Source organism: Nonomuraea sp. NPDC001684, assembly GCF_053596515.1.
The window spans coordinates 1-15,986 of the sequence record NZ_JBSFGJ010000211.1 but is presented as its reverse complement, the minus strand read 5'-3'; the positions used below and the strand labels follow the sequence as shown (position 1 = coordinate 15,986).

14 protein-coding genes are annotated in these 15,986 nt (G+C 72.0%); 8 read left to right on the top strand and 6 right to left on the bottom strand.

The window, feature by feature from the left end:
• Nucleotides 1-844 (bottom strand): ROK family transcriptional regulator (locus ACWCSD_RS30270; protein ID WP_449919866.1); only part of this gene is annotated, 844 nt, incomplete at its 3' end.
• Nucleotides 845-944: 100 nt separating this feature from the next.
• Between ACWCSD_RS30270 and ACWCSD_RS30265 the strand changes: the two genes are divergently transcribed.
• The 4 genes from ACWCSD_RS30265 to ACWCSD_RS30250 are packed head-to-tail and all read left to right on the top strand — an operon-like array spanning nt 945 to nt 4,773.
• Nucleotides 945-2,036, top strand: coding sequence for a sugar ABC transporter substrate-binding protein (locus ACWCSD_RS30265; RefSeq protein ID WP_358288620.1), 1,092 nt, complete (start codon nt 945-947; stop codon nt 2,034-2,036).
• Nucleotides 2,037-2,756 (top strand): ATP-binding cassette domain-containing protein, encoded by a 720-nt coding sequence (locus tag ACWCSD_RS30260; RefSeq protein ID WP_352352201.1) that lies wholly within the window; start codon nt 2,037-2,039, stop codon nt 2,754-2,756.
• Nucleotides 2,753-3,916, top strand: a complete 1,164-nt coding sequence (locus tag ACWCSD_RS30255; RefSeq protein WP_358288623.1) for a sugar ABC transporter permease — start codon at nt 2,753-2,755, stop codon at nt 3,914-3,916. The genes ACWCSD_RS30260 and ACWCSD_RS30255 overlap by 4 nt, the downstream gene beginning before the upstream one ends.
• Complete coding sequence (locus ACWCSD_RS30250) at nt 3,913-4,773, top strand: ROK family protein (protein WP_358288625.1); 861 nt, start codon at nt 3,913-3,915, stop codon at nt 4,771-4,773. The genes ACWCSD_RS30255 and ACWCSD_RS30250 overlap by 4 nt, the downstream gene beginning before the upstream one ends.
• 8 nt (nt 4,774-4,781) lie before the next feature.
• Here the strand turns inward: ACWCSD_RS30250 and ACWCSD_RS30245 are convergent, their stop codons facing one another.
• Both ACWCSD_RS30245 and serA read right to left on the bottom strand, forming a co-directional pair.
• Nucleotides 4,782-4,910 carry a hypothetical protein gene (locus ACWCSD_RS30245; RefSeq protein WP_352318996.1) on the bottom strand — a complete coding sequence of 43 codons (129 nt, stop codon included), beginning with the start codon at nt 4,908-4,910 and terminating at the stop codon, nt 4,782-4,784.
• Nucleotides 4,911-5,261: 351 nt separating this feature from the next.
• The gene (gene serA, locus ACWCSD_RS30240) at nt 5,262-6,851 is read right to left on the bottom strand and encodes a phosphoglycerate dehydrogenase (RefSeq protein ID WP_352318994.1); all 1,590 of its coding nucleotides are present in this window, start codon (nt 6,849-6,851) and stop codon (nt 5,262-5,264) included.
• A gap of 297 nt (nt 6,852-7,148) precedes the next feature.
• Here serA and ACWCSD_RS30235 point away from each other — a divergent pair, with 297 nt between their 5' ends.
• Nucleotides 7,149-7,973 carry a hypothetical protein gene (locus ACWCSD_RS30235; protein WP_358288628.1) on the top strand — a complete coding sequence of 275 codons (825 nt, stop codon included), beginning with the start codon at nt 7,149-7,151 and terminating at the stop codon, nt 7,971-7,973.
• A 79-nt stretch (nt 7,974-8,052) separates the two neighbouring features.
• The gene (locus ACWCSD_RS30230) at nt 8,053-9,414 is read left to right on the top strand and encodes an MFS transporter (RefSeq protein WP_397164567.1); all 1,362 of its coding nucleotides are present in this window, start codon (nt 8,053-8,055) and stop codon (nt 9,412-9,414) included.
• Here the strand turns inward: ACWCSD_RS30230 and ACWCSD_RS30225 are convergent.
• From ACWCSD_RS30225 to ACWCSD_RS30215, 3 genes are read right to left on the bottom strand one after another with little or no spacing between them, the layout of a single operon-like run.
• Nucleotides 9,374-11,932, bottom strand: a complete 2,559-nt coding sequence (locus tag ACWCSD_RS30225; protein WP_449919858.1) for an FtsX-like permease family protein — start codon at nt 11,930-11,932, stop codon at nt 9,374-9,376. The two genes, ACWCSD_RS30230 and ACWCSD_RS30225, sit on opposite strands and share 41 nt — an antisense overlap.
• Nucleotides 11,929-12,609: an ABC transporter ATP-binding protein gene (locus tag ACWCSD_RS30220; RefSeq protein WP_358288637.1), complete on the bottom strand. Its 681-nt coding sequence runs from the start codon at nt 12,607-12,609 to the stop codon at nt 11,929-11,931. Before ACWCSD_RS30220 ends, ACWCSD_RS30225 begins: the two co-directional genes overlap by 4 nt.
• Nucleotides 12,606-13,118, bottom strand: coding sequence for a PadR family transcriptional regulator (locus ACWCSD_RS30215; protein ID WP_352318985.1), 513 nt, complete (start codon nt 13,116-13,118; stop codon nt 12,606-12,608). Before ACWCSD_RS30215 ends, ACWCSD_RS30220 begins: the two co-directional genes overlap by 4 nt.
• An 88-nt stretch (nt 13,119-13,206) precedes the next feature.
• Between ACWCSD_RS30215 and ACWCSD_RS30210 the strand changes: the two genes are divergently transcribed.
• Together ACWCSD_RS30210 and dacB are read left to right on the top strand one after the other, a co-directional pair.
• Nucleotides 13,207-13,758 carry a DUF1707 and FHA domain-containing protein gene (locus ACWCSD_RS30210; protein WP_358288640.1) on the top strand — a complete coding sequence of 184 codons (552 nt, stop codon included), beginning with the start codon at nt 13,207-13,209 and terminating at the stop codon, nt 13,756-13,758.
• A 120-nt stretch (nt 13,759-13,878) separates the two neighbouring features.
• The gene (gene dacB, locus ACWCSD_RS30205) at nt 13,879-15,423 is read left to right on the top strand and encodes a D-alanyl-D-alanine carboxypeptidase/D-alanyl-D-alanine endopeptidase (RefSeq protein WP_358288643.1); all 1,545 of its coding nucleotides are present in this window, start codon (nt 13,879-13,881) and stop codon (nt 15,421-15,423) included.
• The last annotated feature ends 563 nt before the right edge of the window (nt 15,424-15,986 follow it).

Here is a 15,986-nt window from a genome sequence, read left to right as displayed (position 1 = left end):
CCCGGGCGGCGCGCACCACACCGGGCGCGGAGGTGGCCGCCTCGGTGGCCCCGTGCGTGAAGGGGTCGCCGTCGTACGCGGCAGGGGCGGTGGCGGGGGGTTCCTCGGCGGCCGGGATGTAGGAGACCTCGCCCGCCGCCCCCCTCGCCCCGACGTACAGCTCGCCGTTGATCACGATGCCCATGCCGACGCCGGTGCCGATGGACACCAGGGCAAAGTTGACCTTGCCCTGCCCGGCCCCGTGGACGTGCTCGCCGACGGCGGCCAGGTTGATGTCGTTCTCGATGACGAGGTCGACGCCCAGGGCGGCGTACAACCGGTCGGCCAGGTCAGGCGGGCCGGGCAGGTTGGGGGCGAAGTCGAGGCCGCCGCGCACGGGGTCGTACACACCGGGTGAGCCCACCACCGCGCAGGTGATCGAGCGCCACTCGACCTCGGCCTCGCGGGCCGCCGCCCCGGCCAGCTCGCCGACCAGCTCGGCCAGCTCAGCCGAGGTGCGGGCCGTGTTGCGGCCGTCGGTACGCCCCGCGAACGCGCCGCGCAGGTCGGCCACGGCCACCCTGATCCAGTCGCGGCCGATGTCGATGCCGGCGACGTGGGTCGAGGCGGCGTTCACGTCGTAGAGCGAGGAGACCGGGCCGGGCCGTCCGGACACCTCGCCCACCAGGTGGACCAGGCCGTCCTCGGCCAGCCCCGCCAGGGCGGCCGAGACCGTGGGCTTGGACAGGCCGGTGCTCTTGGCCAGGTCGGCGCGCGAGGCGGGGCCGTGCTCGTGCAGCTGGTCGAGCAGACGGCGCTCGTTGAGCACCCGCAGCAGCCGTGGATTCGCCAGGTCGCGTCGCATGTCCGGCCTCCCTCCGAGGTGCACTCTAGCCAACACGCCTGATAGTAAACTACCTTTCTTACCAAGCGGGGGCGGGCATCTTCTGAGAGGACGAAGTGCGATGCACCGAGCTTGGCGACTCATCCCCGCGGCGGCGGTCCTGCTGGCCGCCGCCTGCGGGAACAGCACCACCACCGGCACGACGGCCACTCAGGCCGACGGGCCGCGGCAGGGCGGGACGATCGCTCTGTTCCTGCCCGAATCCAAGACCACCCGATACGAAGCCTTCGACCGCCCGCTGTTCGAGGCCAAGGTCAAGGCGTTGTGCCCCGCCTGCAAGGTGATCTACGGCAACGCCGAGCAGGACGCGGCCAAACAACAACAACAGGTCGAGGCCGCGCTCACCCAGGACGCCGACGTGCTCGTCCTGGACGCCGTGGACGCCAATGCGGTCGCGCCCCTGGTCAATCAGGCCAGGCAGAAGAAGGTCCCGGTGGTCGCCTACGACCGGCTGATCTCGGGGATCGACTACGCCTACTACGTCTCGTTCAACAACGTACGGGTGGGCGAGATGCAGGGTCAGGCGCTGCTCGACGCCATGAACGCCAAGGGCACCACGGCCAAGGGCCAGATCGTGATGATCCACGGCTCGCCCACCGACCCCAGCTCGGCCGACTACAAGAAGGGCGCCAAGAGCGTCCTGGACGGCAGGGTCAAGGTCGGCAGGGAGTTCGACACCCCCGACTGGAGCCCCGACAAGGCACAGCAGCAGATGGAGCAGGCGATCACCGCCATCGGCCGGGACCAGATCGTCGGCGTGCTGTCGGCCAACGACGGCATGGCGGGCGGCGCCATCGCGGCCATGAAGCGCGCCGGCTACAAGGAGCTGCCGCCCATCACCGGTCAGGACGCCGAGCTGGCCGCCGTGCAGCGCATCCTCACCGGCGAGCAGTACATGACCATCTACCTGGACATCAGGAGAGAGGCGGAGAAGGCCGCCGAGCTGGCCGTCGCCCTGACCAAGGGCGAGCAGCCCGCCGCCACCTCCAAGGTGAACAACGGCACGGCCGACATCCCGGCCTTCCTCCTCGACCCCATCGCGGTCACCGCCGACAAGATCAAGGACACCATCGTGAAGGACGGGTTCTACAAGGCCGACCAGATCTGCACGGCCGAGGTCAAGGCCGCCTGCGCGAAGGCGGGCATCGAGTAGATGATCGCGGCGACCGGGATCTCCAAACGGTACGGAGCGGTGCGGGCGCTCGACGGGGCAGGGCTGGAGCTGCGTCCCGGCGAGGTCGTGGCGCTCATGGGCGACAACGGCGCGGGCAAGTCGACGCTGGTCAAGACCATCTCCGGCGCGGTCGTGCCGGACGAGGGCCAGATCACGGTGGACGGCGCGCCGGTGCGCGTCGCCACCCCGCACGACGCGCAGGCGCTCGGCATCTCGACCGTCTACCAGGATCTCGCGCTCTGCGAGAACCTCGACGTCGTGGCCAACCTGTTCCTCGGCGCCGAACGCCGCCGCTGGTCGGTGCTGCGCCACCTGAGCATGGAACGCGCGACCCGCGACCTGCTCGCCCAGCTCGACGTGCGCATCGGCGACATCAGGGTGCCGGTGTCGACCTTGTCGGGCGGCCAGCGGCAGTCGGTGGCCATCGCCAGGGCGCTGCTCGGCGAACCCCGGCTGGTCATCCTGGACGAGCCGACCGCCGCGCTCGGCGTCGAGCAGACGGCCCAGGTGCTGGCGCTGATCCGGCGGTTGCGCGAGCGCGGGCTCGCGGTGCTGGTCATCTCGCACAACCTCGCCGACGTGCGCGAGGTGAGCGACCGGGTGGTGGTGCTGCGTCTCGGACGCAACGCCGGTGAGTTCCGTACGGCCGAGGCCTCCCGCGAGGAGATCGTGGCCGCGATCACAGGAGCGGGCGAATGACGGCGATGCCGATCACGGTGACCGGACGGCTGCGCCAGGGAGAGGCCGGCGCCTGGCCGGTGGTCGGCGGCCTGGTGGCGATCACGATCGTGTTCAGCACGCTCAACGAACGTTTCCTGTCGCCCGAGAACCTCACCAACCTGGCACTCCAGATGGCCGCCACGGGCACGATCGCGCTCGGCGTCATCATGGTGCTGCTGCTCGGCGAGATCGACCTGTCGGCCGGCTCGGTCAGCGGCCTGTGCGCCACGATCATGACGATCGCGCACGTCAAGCAGGGGTGGAACGCCCTGCTGGCCATCCTGCTGGCGCTGGCGGCCGGCGCGGCGATCGGGCTGCTGCACGGGCTCATGCTGACCAAGCTGCGCATGCCGTCGTTCGTGGTCACGCTGGCCGGGCTGATGGGCTGGCTCGGGCTGCTGCTCTACCTGCTGCGCCAGGGCGGGACGATCAACCTGCCGTTCAACGGGTTCATCTCGGGGCTGAGCGACACCTGGCTGCCGGGATGGCTGTCCTGGGCACTGGTGATCGGGCTGGCCGGCGGTCACGCCGCGATCGCCACGCTGGCCAGGCGGGCACGGCTGGCCGCCGGGCTGCCCGTGGCGCCGGCCTGGCAGGTCCCCGTGACGGCGGGCGGGCTGGCGGTCGTGCTCGGCGCGGCGGTGGCGGTCATGTCGGCCGACCGCGGCGTGCCGCTGCTGCTGGTGCTCTTCGGCGCGCTGGTGGTCCTGCTCGACCTGGTCCTGCGGCACACCGCGTTCGGCCGCCACCTGTACGCCGTCGGCGGCAACGCCGAGGCCGCCAGGCGGGCGGGCATCAACGTGACCAGGATCAGGATCCTGGCGTTCGTGCTGGCCTCGACGCTGGCGGCGGCGGGCGGCGTGCTGGCCGCCAGCCGGCTGTCGGCGGTCAACCAGGGGTCGGGCGGCAGCGACATCCTGCTCATGGCCATCGCCACGGCGGTCATCGGCGGCACGTCCCTGTTCGGCGGACGGGGACGGGCCTACGCCGCGCTGCTCGGGGTGCTGGTCATCCAGTCGATCACCAACGGCATGTACCTGCTGAGCGTGGACTCCTCCGTCCGGTTCATGGTGACGGCCGGCGTGCTGGCCCTGGCGGTGGCGATCGACTCGCTGGCCCGCAGGGGCGCCGCGCGGTGAGCCGGGTCCTGGGCATCGACGTCGGCGGGACCAAGGTCGCGATCGGGGTCTCGGGCTCCGACGGGCCCGTGGTCGCCGGCCGCACCCGGCTGGAGACCGGCCCGGACACGCTCGTCCGGGCCCTCGCCGCGGCCCGCGCCCTGGACGGGCGGCCGGCCGCGGTCGGCTTCTCCACCTGCGGAGTGATCAGGGACGGCGTGGTGCGCCTGGCGCCGAACGTCCCCGGCTGGGAGGGGCTGGAGCTGCCCAGGCTGCTGCGCGAGGAGTTCGGCGCGACGCCGGTGGCCATCGACAACGACGTGAACGCGGCGGCGGCGGCCGAGCTGCGGTGGGGCGCGCTGCGCGGCGTCTCCACGGGCGTCTATCTCAACCTCGGCACCGGCCTGGCGGCGGCCCTGGTGGTCGGCGGCCGGGTGGTGCCCGGCGCGCACGGCGCGGCGGGCGAGATCGGCTACCTCCAGGTCACGCCGGGGCAGGCGGCCTTCGCCGACGGGCGGGTGCCGCTGGAGGAACTCGTCTCCGGCGCCGGGCTGGCGGCCAGGGGCGGCGCGCTGCTCGGCCGCGCGACCACGGCGGAGGAGGTGCTCGCCGCGCGTTCCGGGCCGCTGGCGGAGCTGGTGGCGCAGGCGTTGTCGGTGCTGACCATGACCGTGGCGAACCTGTGCGTCACCCTCGACCCCGAGGTGCTGGTCGTGGGCGGCGGCATGATGGGCGCGGCCGGGCTGATCGTGCCCAGGCTGGCCGGGGAGGTGCGGCGCGCCGTGCCGTTCCCGCCGGAGATCCGGCCCGGCCGGTTCACGGACGACGCGCCGCTGCTCGGCGCGCTCGCCCTGGCCCACGCCGCGGCGCGGGCCTGAGGGCGGCGCTACCGGGCGGAGTTCTGGGGGGCGCCGCCGTTGTCCCTGCGGTCGAGGGCGGTCTGCAGGGCCTCGGCGGCCTCGTTCTCGTTCTCTTCGGTACGGTTCCAGGCGTACATCTCGTACATGTCGCTCATCTCGTTTCGCTGGCGCGTTCCAGAAAAGGGGGCGTCGGACCCCGGTCGCGAATCCGACCGGGCCTGCTCTCGCGGGTCCGGGTCACGGACCGGGCGAAGGGAAGGGACTGACCGGCCGACGGCATCACCACTCACCGCGGCGGGTCGTCGGCCTGCCCTAACAGGCCCCGCCGCGGCAGGTAATGAGTACGAGAACCTGGCGCATTTCCATCCACGGTACCCGGCGGCTGTTTCGCTGTCTCGTTGGATGTCCTACTATCTCGCATTCTGAGACAAGAAAAGGCCGCCACCCGGAACGGTCCAGGTGACGGCCTTCCCCCGGATCGGGGGCTCAGTCCTCAGGTCGCGAGGTCAGTCCTCCAGGTCGACCGAACGGCCGCTCTCGGCGCCGATCTCGGCCGCGATCTGGTCGATCACGGCGGCCGGGATGGCCGAGTCGACGGTCAGCGCGATGAGCGCCTTGCCGCCCTTGACGTCGCGGGCCACCTGCATCGAGGCGATGTTCACGCCGGCCTCGCCGAGCAGCCGGCCGACCACGCCGACGACGCCGGGACGGTCGGTGTAGGCGAAGAACGACAGGTGGGCCGTCGGCTCGATCTCCATCTCGTAGCCGTTGACCTCGACGATCTTGGTGATCTGCCGGGGGCCGGACAGCGTGCCGGAGACCGAGATCTGGCGGCCGTCGGCGAGCACGCCGCGCACGGTCACCACGTTGCGCCAGTCGGGGCTCTCGGAGCTGGTCACCAGCTCCACGCTGATGCCCCGCTCCTTGGCCAGCAGCGGCGCGTTGACGTACGTGACCTGCTCCTCGATCACGTCGGCGAACACGCCCTTGAGCGCGGCCAGCTCGATGACCCGCACGTCCTGGGAGGCGATCTCGCCGCGGACCTCGACGTCGAGCTTGGTGGCGACCTCGCCGGCCAGGGCGGTGAACACCCGGCCCAGCTTCTCGGCCAGCGGCAGGCCCGGCTTGACGTCCTCGGCCACCGCGCCGCCCTGAACGTTGACCGCGTCGGGCACGAACTCGCCCGCCAGCGCCAGCTTCACGCTCCGCGCGACCTGCGTGCCGGCCTTCTCCTGGGCCTCGTGCGTGGAGGCGCCCAGGTGCGGCGTGGCGACGACCTGGTCCAGCTCGAACAGGGGGCTGTCGGTGCACGGCTCCTTGGCGAACACATCGAGGCCGGCGCCCGCGACGCGGCCCTCCTTGATCGCCGAGTAGAGCGCGGCCTCGTCCACGATGCCGCCGCGGGCCACGTTGATGATCCGCACGGACGGCTTGACCTCGTGCAGCTCCTTGTCGCCGATGAGCCCGAGGGTCTCCTTCGACTTCGGCAGGTGCACGGTGATGAAGTCGGCCTGCTTGAGCACCTCTTCGAGGCTGAGCAGCTTGACGCCCATCTGCGCGGCGCGGGCCGGCGGCAGGTAGGGGTCGTAGGCGATCAGCTCGACGCCGAACGGCTGGAGCCGCTGAGCCACGAGCTGGCCGATCTTGCCGAGGCCGAGGATGCCGACGACCTTCTCGTCCAGCTCGACGCCGGTGTACTTGGAGCGCTTCCACTCGCCGTTCTTCAGCGCGGCGTGGGCCTGGGCGGTGTTGCGAGCGCTGGCCAGGATGAGCGCGATGGTCTGCTCGGCGGCGCTGGTGATGTTGGAGGTCGGCGCGTTGACGACCATGACACCGGCCTTGGTGGCGGCCTCGACGTCGACGTTGTCGAGGCCGACGCCGGCGCGGGCGACCACGCGCAGCTTCGGCGCGGCGGCGATGGCCTCGGCGTCGACCTGCGTGGCGGAGCGCACGATCAGGGCGTCCACGTCGGCGAGGGCGGGCAGAAGCTGGGAACGGTCCGCTCCGTCGGTGTGGCGGACCTCGAAATCGGCGCCGAGCACGGCGAGGCCGGCCTCGGACAGCTCCTCTGCGACCAGAACGACGGGCTTGTTCACAGGCGTGGATCCTTAGGGGCATGCGGCGGGCTGGAGGGACACGTCGCTGGGCCCCTCGGATCCCTCAGAGTCTATCCGCGCTTGTGAACGCGTTCACGAGGGACCCACGATTTGAGACGGCCTCGCTCGGCGTCGCGACGCCCTGGACGCGGCTCCGGTACCCAGGCGGCAGCAAAGTCATCCACTCTGCACACATCTTTGTCTTGATCGGGGGATTTATTGGCCATTAGCCTGATAAGCCGTGGCCGACTACCTATGGTTCGTCATATGAGCATCGGGAATCCTGCGCTTGCCGACGTGCTCGCACAGCATGGCATGCCTCATCGCCTGCTGGCGGCCCTCGCCGACGGTGGAGTCCTGGTGGCAGTGCGACCAGATCGATCGGTCGTCCTTGGGACGACCCAGGCGGGTGACCGGGTTCTGCTCGGGTACACCAGCCCTGCTACCTACGCCAGGCACCGCGGCAGCCATTCCCTGTCGGTGTGCGACGCCGACACCATCCTGGACATCCAGCGCGTCACCGGCGTGCCGGAGATCGTGATCGACGCCGCGGGCCCCGCAGCCGCGGCCGTGCCCATCGACGATCTCCAGCGCTTCCTCACCGGCACGCGTTCGGGGCCCACACCCGTGCTGTCGGGGGCGGCGCCCGCCGCCTACGCGACCGGCGCCATGGCCACCGTCTCGCGCGTGCCCGCGCTGGCGCAGGTGGCCCCGCCCACCCCGCAGGCGCCCGCGCTGCCGTGGGTCCCCGCGCCCCGGCCCCACCTGTCGGGGCCGATGCAGCAGGTGGACCCCGGCTACCGCCGGTGCACGCACCCGATCCTGCCGGCGCTGCGGCAGGCCATCGCGCAACTGCTGGGCGACTTCCCGCTCGTGCACCACGTGTGGATCTCCGAGGCCGGCACCGCGTCCGGGGCGACCGGGATCATGCTGCACGTCAAGGTGCACATGTCGGCCGCCGAGGACGTCGTCCGCGACCTGCACCGCCTGGTACGCGCCCGCCTGCCGCAGTTCGCGGCCAGCGGCGCGCCGATCCTCATGGCCAGGGTCGCCGACGCGCGCAGCGAGCGCCGGATGATCGAGATCGGCGCGCACGTGGTCTGCGCCAACGTGCGCGAGTAGCCGACGCGGGCGAGTAGTCGGCAGGGCCCGGGAAACTGGGCCCTACCGAACAAGCCCTCGCTCGGCTTGAATGGGCCTCATGATCACATCGCCGGTGAGCGCGCCCACGGTCTCCAGGGGCGTGCGCCTCGGCTACGGCGTGGGCTCGTTCTGCACGGCCACGGTCAGCGCCGTGCCCGGCCTGCTCCTGCTGTACTACATGACCAACTTCCTGGCCGTGCCCGCGTGGCTGGCCGGGGTGGTGGTCACCGCGCCCAAGGTCTGGGACCTGATCATCAACCCGCTGGTCGGCCGCTGGTCGGACCGGACCGTCTCGCGGATGGGGCCGCGCCGCCCCTGGCTGCTGGCCGGGTCGCTGACGCTGCCCGTCGCGTTCTTCCTCGTCTTCGCCGGGCCGCCGCTGACCGGGGTCCCGGCCGCCCTGTACGTCGGGCTCTGCTTCATGGCGACGGCGACCGCGTACGCGCTGTACGAGGTGCCGTACAAGGCCATGCCCGGCGAGATGACCGACGACTACCACGAGCGCACCTCGCTGCTGCAGTGGCGGATGGTCTTCATCGGCGCGGCCACCGCGATCAGCGGCGTGCTGGCCCCGATGATCGCCACCGGTCAGGGCGACGAGGGCACGCTCGGCAGCTACCGGCTGATGGGCCTGACGATCGCCCTCATCCTGCTGGCCTCGATGCTCGGCTCGTTCTTCGGCACCGCCCGCGCCCCCATGACCGGCGCGCCGGAGGCCGACCACGGCGGGTGGCGCGAGCAGCTCGCGGCGATCAGGGGCAACCGGGCGTTCCTGTGGCTGACCGTCATGGCCTGCCTGCAGATGCTCGCCGTCAGCATGATGCTGGCCGCGGCGCCGTACTTCGCGTCGTACACGCTGGGGTCGCCGAAGAGCACGCAGACGCTCTTCGCCGCGCTGGTCGGGCCGATGCTGCTGACCATGCCGCTGTGGGTGTGGCTGGCCCGGCGCTTCGACAAGCGCGGCGCGATGATCCTGGCCGCGCTGCTGTTCGGCGGCGGCACGGCGGCGGCCATGGCGACCCCGCTGTTCGGCCCCCTGTACGCCCACCTGACCATCCTGCTCGTCGGCATCGGCATCGCCGGGGTCGAGCTCATGCTGTTCTCGATGCTGGCCGACGTGGTCGCCGCCGACGCCGCCGAGTCGGGCAAGCGGCGGGCCGGCGTGCTGACCGGGCTGTGGACGGCCATCGAGAGCGGCGTCAGCTCGTTCGGGGCGCTGATCTTCGGGGTCATCCTGTCGATCGGCGGGTTCGTCGAGTCCGACGCGAGCACGCCCGTCCAGCAGCCGGACAGCGCCGTGACCGCGGTCCTGGTCGGGCAGACCGCGGTCCCGGCGCTGATCATCTTCCTGTCCGTGCTGGTGACGCTGCGGTACCGGCTCAGGCCACCCGACGGGCCAGCACCAGGCGTGTCCGGGTGAGCAGCCCGGCCACCAGGGCCGCCACCAGCGGCAGGCCCAGCACGACCACGGCCAGGAACGACCAGGGGACGTCGATCGCGCCCGGCCCCGCCAGCAGCGCGTTCATGCCGGAGGCGCCGGTCCTGGTCATCGGCCAGGTCAGCGCGACACCGGCCACCGCGCCGGCGACGAGGCCGACCGCCGCGCCCAGGCCCGCGATGTAGGCGGCCTGGGCGGCCACCACCAGCCTGCGCACCCGGGGCGCCGCGCCGACCGCCGACAGATTGTTCAGGTCAGGACGCATGTCCGCCGCCGCCAGCCCGGTGGCCGCGAACGTGCCCCCGAGCACCAGGACCAGCGCCGCGCCGAGCAGCACCAGCAGGGCGACGGCGCGGTCCTCCGCCTTCCCCCGCTCGACATTCAGGTACAGGTTGCCGTTCACCTCACCCCGCAGGTCGGCCTCCATGCGCCGTTCGTCCTGCGGCGGGGACGCGGTGTAGAGCACCCGCTCGACCGTGCCGAGCCCGGCCTTGGCCAGCGCCTGCGGCGGGATCACGGCGCCCGCCTGCCGGGGGTCGGCGCCGCTCGACACCACGGCCGGGATCCGGATCCGCTTCCGCTCCTTGATGGTGTCGGAGCCCCAGTCGCTCACGGTCAGCTCGATCGTGCCGTCGCGCACCACGTCCGTGCTGAACGCCACGGCCTTGCCCGCCGCCAGCGCGGCGGCCGCCTGCGGGTCCCGGCGCTTCTGGAGGAAGGCGAGCAGGTCCGCGCCGCCGATCGGCGGCTGGTCGTAGAGCCGCTGCGCGCATGCCGGCTCGCACGTCCGCGGCACGGTCAACCAGAGGTCCCTGCCCTTGGCGTCCGTCGCCTCGTGCCCGGTGACGATGTCGGTGCCGGGGAAGCGGGCGCGGACGGCGTCCTTCAGCCGGGCCCACGTCGGGCCGTCCATCTTCGTGGCGCCGCCGATCACCGTGGTGCCCAGCGGGAACACCGTGACGTTCTGCTCCTCCTGCTGGGTGTACGCGCTGCTGCTGCCGATGCCGAGCGCGACCGCCCCCATGGTCGCCGCCATGACGGCGGCGGTGGCCGACGCCGTACGGACGCGGTGGCGCGCGGCGTCGCGCACGGACAGGCGCAGCGGGAGCGGCAGCCGGGCGGCGATCCGCGAGGTGGCCTGGACCAGCCACGGCGTCAACGCCACCATGCCGAACACGAACGGCACGAAGGCCGCGATCATCGTCACCTGACCCCTGGTCATGGCGTATCCGATCGCGCCCAGCCCGGCCGTCACCAGCACGATCCCGAGCACGGGACGCCGGGCCCGCCCGCGGGCCTCGGCGGCCCGGCCGGCCAGCACCTGCGCGGTGTTCTGCCGGCTCGCCTGCACCGCGGGCACGATCGCCGCGATCAGCCCGCTGACCAGGCCGAGCGCCGCCACGCCGAGCACCGGCAGCCACGGCACGTCGGCCGGCCCGTGCGACCAGTCCAGTTCCCTGGCCGCGATCGACTCGCCGAGCAGGCCGGGACCGATGCCCAGGACGACCCCGAGCACGGCCGCCGCACCGCCGAGCACCAGGCCGTCGGCCAGCACGATCATGCGCAGGTGCCGGGGCGACCCGCCCTGTGCGGAGATCACCGCCAGCTCCCTGCGCCGCCGCCGCAGCCCCACCGCGAACGCCGGCCCGGCCAGCAGCACGGTCTCCATGACGACGAACACGATCACCACGCCGAGCTGGACCAGGTCGCGGGTGTCATTCGGGTTCCCGCGGGAGCCGTCGTCCTTGTGGGCGTCGAGCACCGCGCGGGAGGTGACGCCGAGGCCCGCGTCATTGAGCTGCGACACCTTCGACCGCATGACCGGACCGGCGGTGTCGACCAGCCAGCCGCTGCTGTTGCCGTCGTTCTGGTGGATGAGCACCCCTTCGGGCAGGGCCAGCAGTTCCAGGATGCCGGGCCGGTTGGGGTTCTCGGCGACGCCGACCACCTTCACGGTGCGGTCCGGCCGCCGCACGGTGAGCGTGTCGCCCACCCGGACGCCCAGGTCGGCCATCTTCGGCGAGATCGCCACCTCGCCGGGCGCGGCGGCGTAGCGGCCCTGCTTCAGGGTGCGCATCCCGGCCGTCATGGGGTCGCGCAGATCGATCTCCACGACGTCCGCCTGGTTGAAGCCGTCGGGCAGCCGGACGTTGGCCGGGCTCGTCTGGAAGCGCAGCAGGCGGCCGGGGAGCAGCGTGTTGATCTCCGCGGGGGTCCACGGCCGCTGTGAGGTGCCGCTCTTCGGCTGGTACGCGGAGTCGCCGCTGTAGTCCTGCCGGACCGGGGTGCGGTACGGGAAGGTGAGCAGGCGGGCGTCGGCCGCCCCTAAGTGCGTGACCGCCCGCTCCTTCGGGGTGACGCTGGTCGTGGCGGCGCCGGTGAGCACCGCCGTGATCACCAGGACGGGCAGGCCGATCATCACCATGATCAGGGCGCTGCGGCCCTTGAAGCGCGACGCGTCCCTGCGGGAGATGCGCAGGGCGGCGAGGAAGGCGCTCATCGCGAGCTCTCCATCCGCACCGCCGACGCCTCGGCGATCAGGCCGTCCCGCAGGTAGACCACCCGGTCCGCCCAGGCCGCGTAGCGCGGCTCGTGGGTGACCAGCAGCACCGCCGCGCCCTCGTCGCAGCGGTTGCGCAGCAGGTGCAGGATCTCGTCGCCGGTGGCCGTGTCGAGCGCGCCGGTCGGCTCGTCGGCCAGCAGCAGCCGCCGTTCGCCGACCAGCGCCCTGGCGATGGCCACGCGCTGACGCTGGCCGCCGGACAGCTCCTCGGGAAACCGGTCGGCGATCTGGTCGACGCCCACGTCGGCCAGGACGGCCAGCGCCTCCCGGCGGGCCTGGCCGGCGCGCACGCCGTCCAGTTCCCTGGGCAGCATCACGTTCTCGGCGGCCGTCAGGGACGGGATCAGGTTGAGGTCCTGGAAGACGTACCCGACGCTGCCGCGTCGCAGCGCGGCCAGGTCACGGACCCCGGCCAGGTCGCGGCCCTCGATCAGGACCGTGCCCGACGTGGGCCGGTCGAGGCCGCCGGCCAGGTTGAGCAGCGTCGACTTCCCCGAGCCCGACGGGCCCATGACCGCGACGAGCTCCCCTTGTGCCACCTCCAGGCTCACGCCGCGCAGGGCGTGCACCTGGCCGTGCTCGCGGGTCACGTCCCGCAGCTCCACCACAGTCATTGGTTCTTCTCCTTGACAACGGCCTCGCAGTGGTCGAGCCAGCGCTGCTCGGCCTCGGCCTTGAAGATCATCGATTCCAGGACGAGCCGCTGGGCGAGGCCGTCACCGGCGGCCCTCTTGGCCCTGGTCAGGTCCTGGAGCGTGCGCATGGTCGCCATTCGCTGGGCCAGGATGACCGCGCCCACGTCCACGTCGGTGGCGGCGACGGCCATCGCGATCTTGATGGCGAGTTCGTCCCGAGGCCGGTCGGAGTGGTCGACGGGGGTGCTGAACCATCGCTCCAGTTCCTCCCGACCGGCCTCGGTGATCGTGTAGACGGCCCTGCCCTGCTCGTCGGCTCCACCCGGCGCCACCAGGCCATCGCGTTCCAGGCGGGCGAGCGTCGTGTAGACCTGGCCGATGTTGAGCGGCCAGGTCGCCCCCGTCGACGCCTCGAACTCCACCCGGAGCTGATAGCCGTAACGCGGTGCGCTGCTCAGCAGGGCGAGCAGTCCGTGTCTGATCGACATGGATACTGAGTATGCATACTGAGTATGGCCATCGCAACTGATCCGCGTATTCTGGACACGGAACGCCGTTCAGGCCGATACTCGGGACATGAGCTCCACCCAGCCGCCGTTCCGCGCCTCCGACGGGGAACGCGACCGCGCGATCGACGAGCTCAAGCACCGGGCCGTGGAGGGCCGGATCTCCCACGACACCTTCGTCGGCCGGGTCGACCAGGCGCTGCGGGCGCGCAACCAGCACGAGCTCGACGAACTGGTCGCCGACCTGCCGCGCCGGCCCACGATCAGGCAGCGGCTGACGGACGCGGTCTCGTCGGTGTCGGAACTCACCACCCGGTTGCAGGCGGCCTGGCGGCGGCCGCGGCTGCCCCGGCTGGCGTTGCCGGACGACGACCGGCTGCGTTACGTCGTGGGCCGGGGGTCGGCCTGCGACCTCGTCCTGTCGGACCTGACGGTCTCGCGCGTGCACGCCGAGCTGCGGCGGGAGGGCGACGGCGGCTGGCTGCTGGTCGATCTCGGCTCGCTCAACGGCACCCGGCTCAACGGGTGGCGGCTGGTGGGGCCCGTCCGGGTCAAGTCGGGCGACGAGATCTCCTTCGGCGACTGCGGCTTCCTCCTCGCCTCCGGCCAACCTTCCGCCTGACCCCCGCCCCTTCTCCGGGCCCCGCGCCGAGCCGGCTTCAGAAATACGGATATTTGCGGATTACACGGCGACTGCGCTGATTCATGCTCACATGCGATCCCCCAGTCCCTTGGAGACCACATGCGGCGCACCTCAGCCTCCCTCCTCGCGGGCACGCTCGTCGCGGCACTCGCGTGGGCGTCCGGCCCCTCCACACCGGCGGTCGCCCTCGACCCCTCGCCCGGCGTGGCCGACCTGACCCAGGACATCAACCAGATCCTCGGCGACTCCCGGCTCACGATCGCCAGGGCGGGCGTCGTCGTGAAGAGCGCCGCGAACGGCGAGCAGCTCTACGCCACCGACGCCGGCAAGCTGCTGACCCCGGCGTCCAACACCAAGCTGTTCACCTCGGCGGCGGCGGTGGAGACGCTCGGCCTGGACTACCGCTTCCCGACCACCGTGCTGAACGCCGGCCGCAAGGTCGGCTCTGTGCTCACCGGCGACCTCGTGCTGCGCGGCACCGGCGACCCGACCATGCTCGCCGAGGACTACGACGCGCTGGCGGCCAAGGTCGCGGCGGCCGGCGTCAAGGTCGTCACGGGCAAGCTGATCGCCGACGACACCTGGTTCGACGGCCAGCGGCTCGGCACCGACTGGGCCTGGGACGACGAGACCGCCTACTACGCGGCGCCGATCTCCGCGCTGACCGCCTCCCCCGACCGCGACTACGACGCCGGCTCGGTGATCGTCTCGGTCGAGGCGGACGGCGGCCAGGTCAAGGTCTCGACGACCCCGGCGACCGACTACCTGAAGATCGTCAACAAGGCCACCGTGGGCGCCGAGACCGACGTCCTCATCGAGCGGCAGCACGGCACGCGGACGGTCGTGATCACCGGCACGGTCGCCGACCCGTACCAGGAGTGGGTCGCGGTGGACGACCCCACGGCCTACGTGTCCTCGCTGTTCCGCAAGGCGCTGGCCGCGCACGGCGTACGGGTGCTCGGCCCGACGGCGACGGGCGCGGCTCCCGCCGGGGCGGCCGAGCTGGCCAGGCACGACTCGATGCCTCTGAGCGAGCTGCTGGTGCCGTTCCTGAAGCTGAGCAACAACATGCACGCCGAGATCCTCACCAAGGCCATGGGCCGCAAGGCCGCGAACCAGGGCACCTGGTCGGCCGGGCTGAAGGTCGCCACGGACTTCGCGAAGGCCAACGGCGTCCAGGTGATCAACATGCGGGACGGCTCGGGCCTGTCGCGCCGCGACGGCTTCTCGCCGGGCTCGATCGTCCAGCTCCTGACCGCCGTACGGACCAAGCCGTGGTTCAGCACCTGGTACGAGGCCCTGCCCATCGCCGGCAACGCCGACCGTCTCACCGGCGGCACGCTGCGCAGCCGGATGCGGAACACCCCCGCGGCGAACAACGTGCACGCCAAGACGGGCTCGCTGACCGGCGTGACCTCGCTGTCCGGCTACGTGACCAGCGCCGAGGGCGAGCCGCTGATCTTCTCGATCATGCTGAACCAGTACCTGTCCGGCTCGCCGAAGGACATCGAGGACAAGATCGCCGTACGGCTCGCGCAGTTCTCGCGGGCGACGGCGACCGACGTCACCGCCCAGCTCAAGGCCGCCGACCAGGGCACGGCGGGCGACCTGGAGTGCTCGTGGCTGAAGCCGGCCCAGTGCTGACGAACCGGTGAACGCCCCCGGCGACCTCCCCGCGGGGGCGGACCGGCGGCGCTGCCCCTTCGACCGGCGGCGCTGACCCTTCGACGAGCGGCGGCCTCCGGATGCCCGGTGGGCCGCCGCGGTTCACCCGGCTCGACAGGATGGTCATCACGATCCGATCACCTGGAGCTCCAGATATAGTCCGCATTTTCACTACATTGCCGACACGGGCGCGCCAGAATGCGGATTCAACGCCGTGGCGAACCCCTGACCCCGGGAGCGCCGGGCCGTCGCCGGCCCCCACCCCCAAGCCGGTCGTCCCACCGCATGCCCGGCACGCTCCCCTCCCGGCGGGCCCGCGCCGCACGTCCCCCCGCACACCGGACCGCGGCCGGGCCCGCCCCCTCCGGCAGAGCGTCGCCCGAACCTTCGGCTTTTCCGCGCCGGGAGCTGGAAAAGGGCACGACAAAGGGGCCCGCCCTGGTGGACAGGCCCCTTAGTCGTGCAGTTCAGCCGCTGAGGAATTACTTCAGCTGACGGCGCACTTCGTGTCTTTGCTCTTGATGCCGAGGATCTGGCTCAGG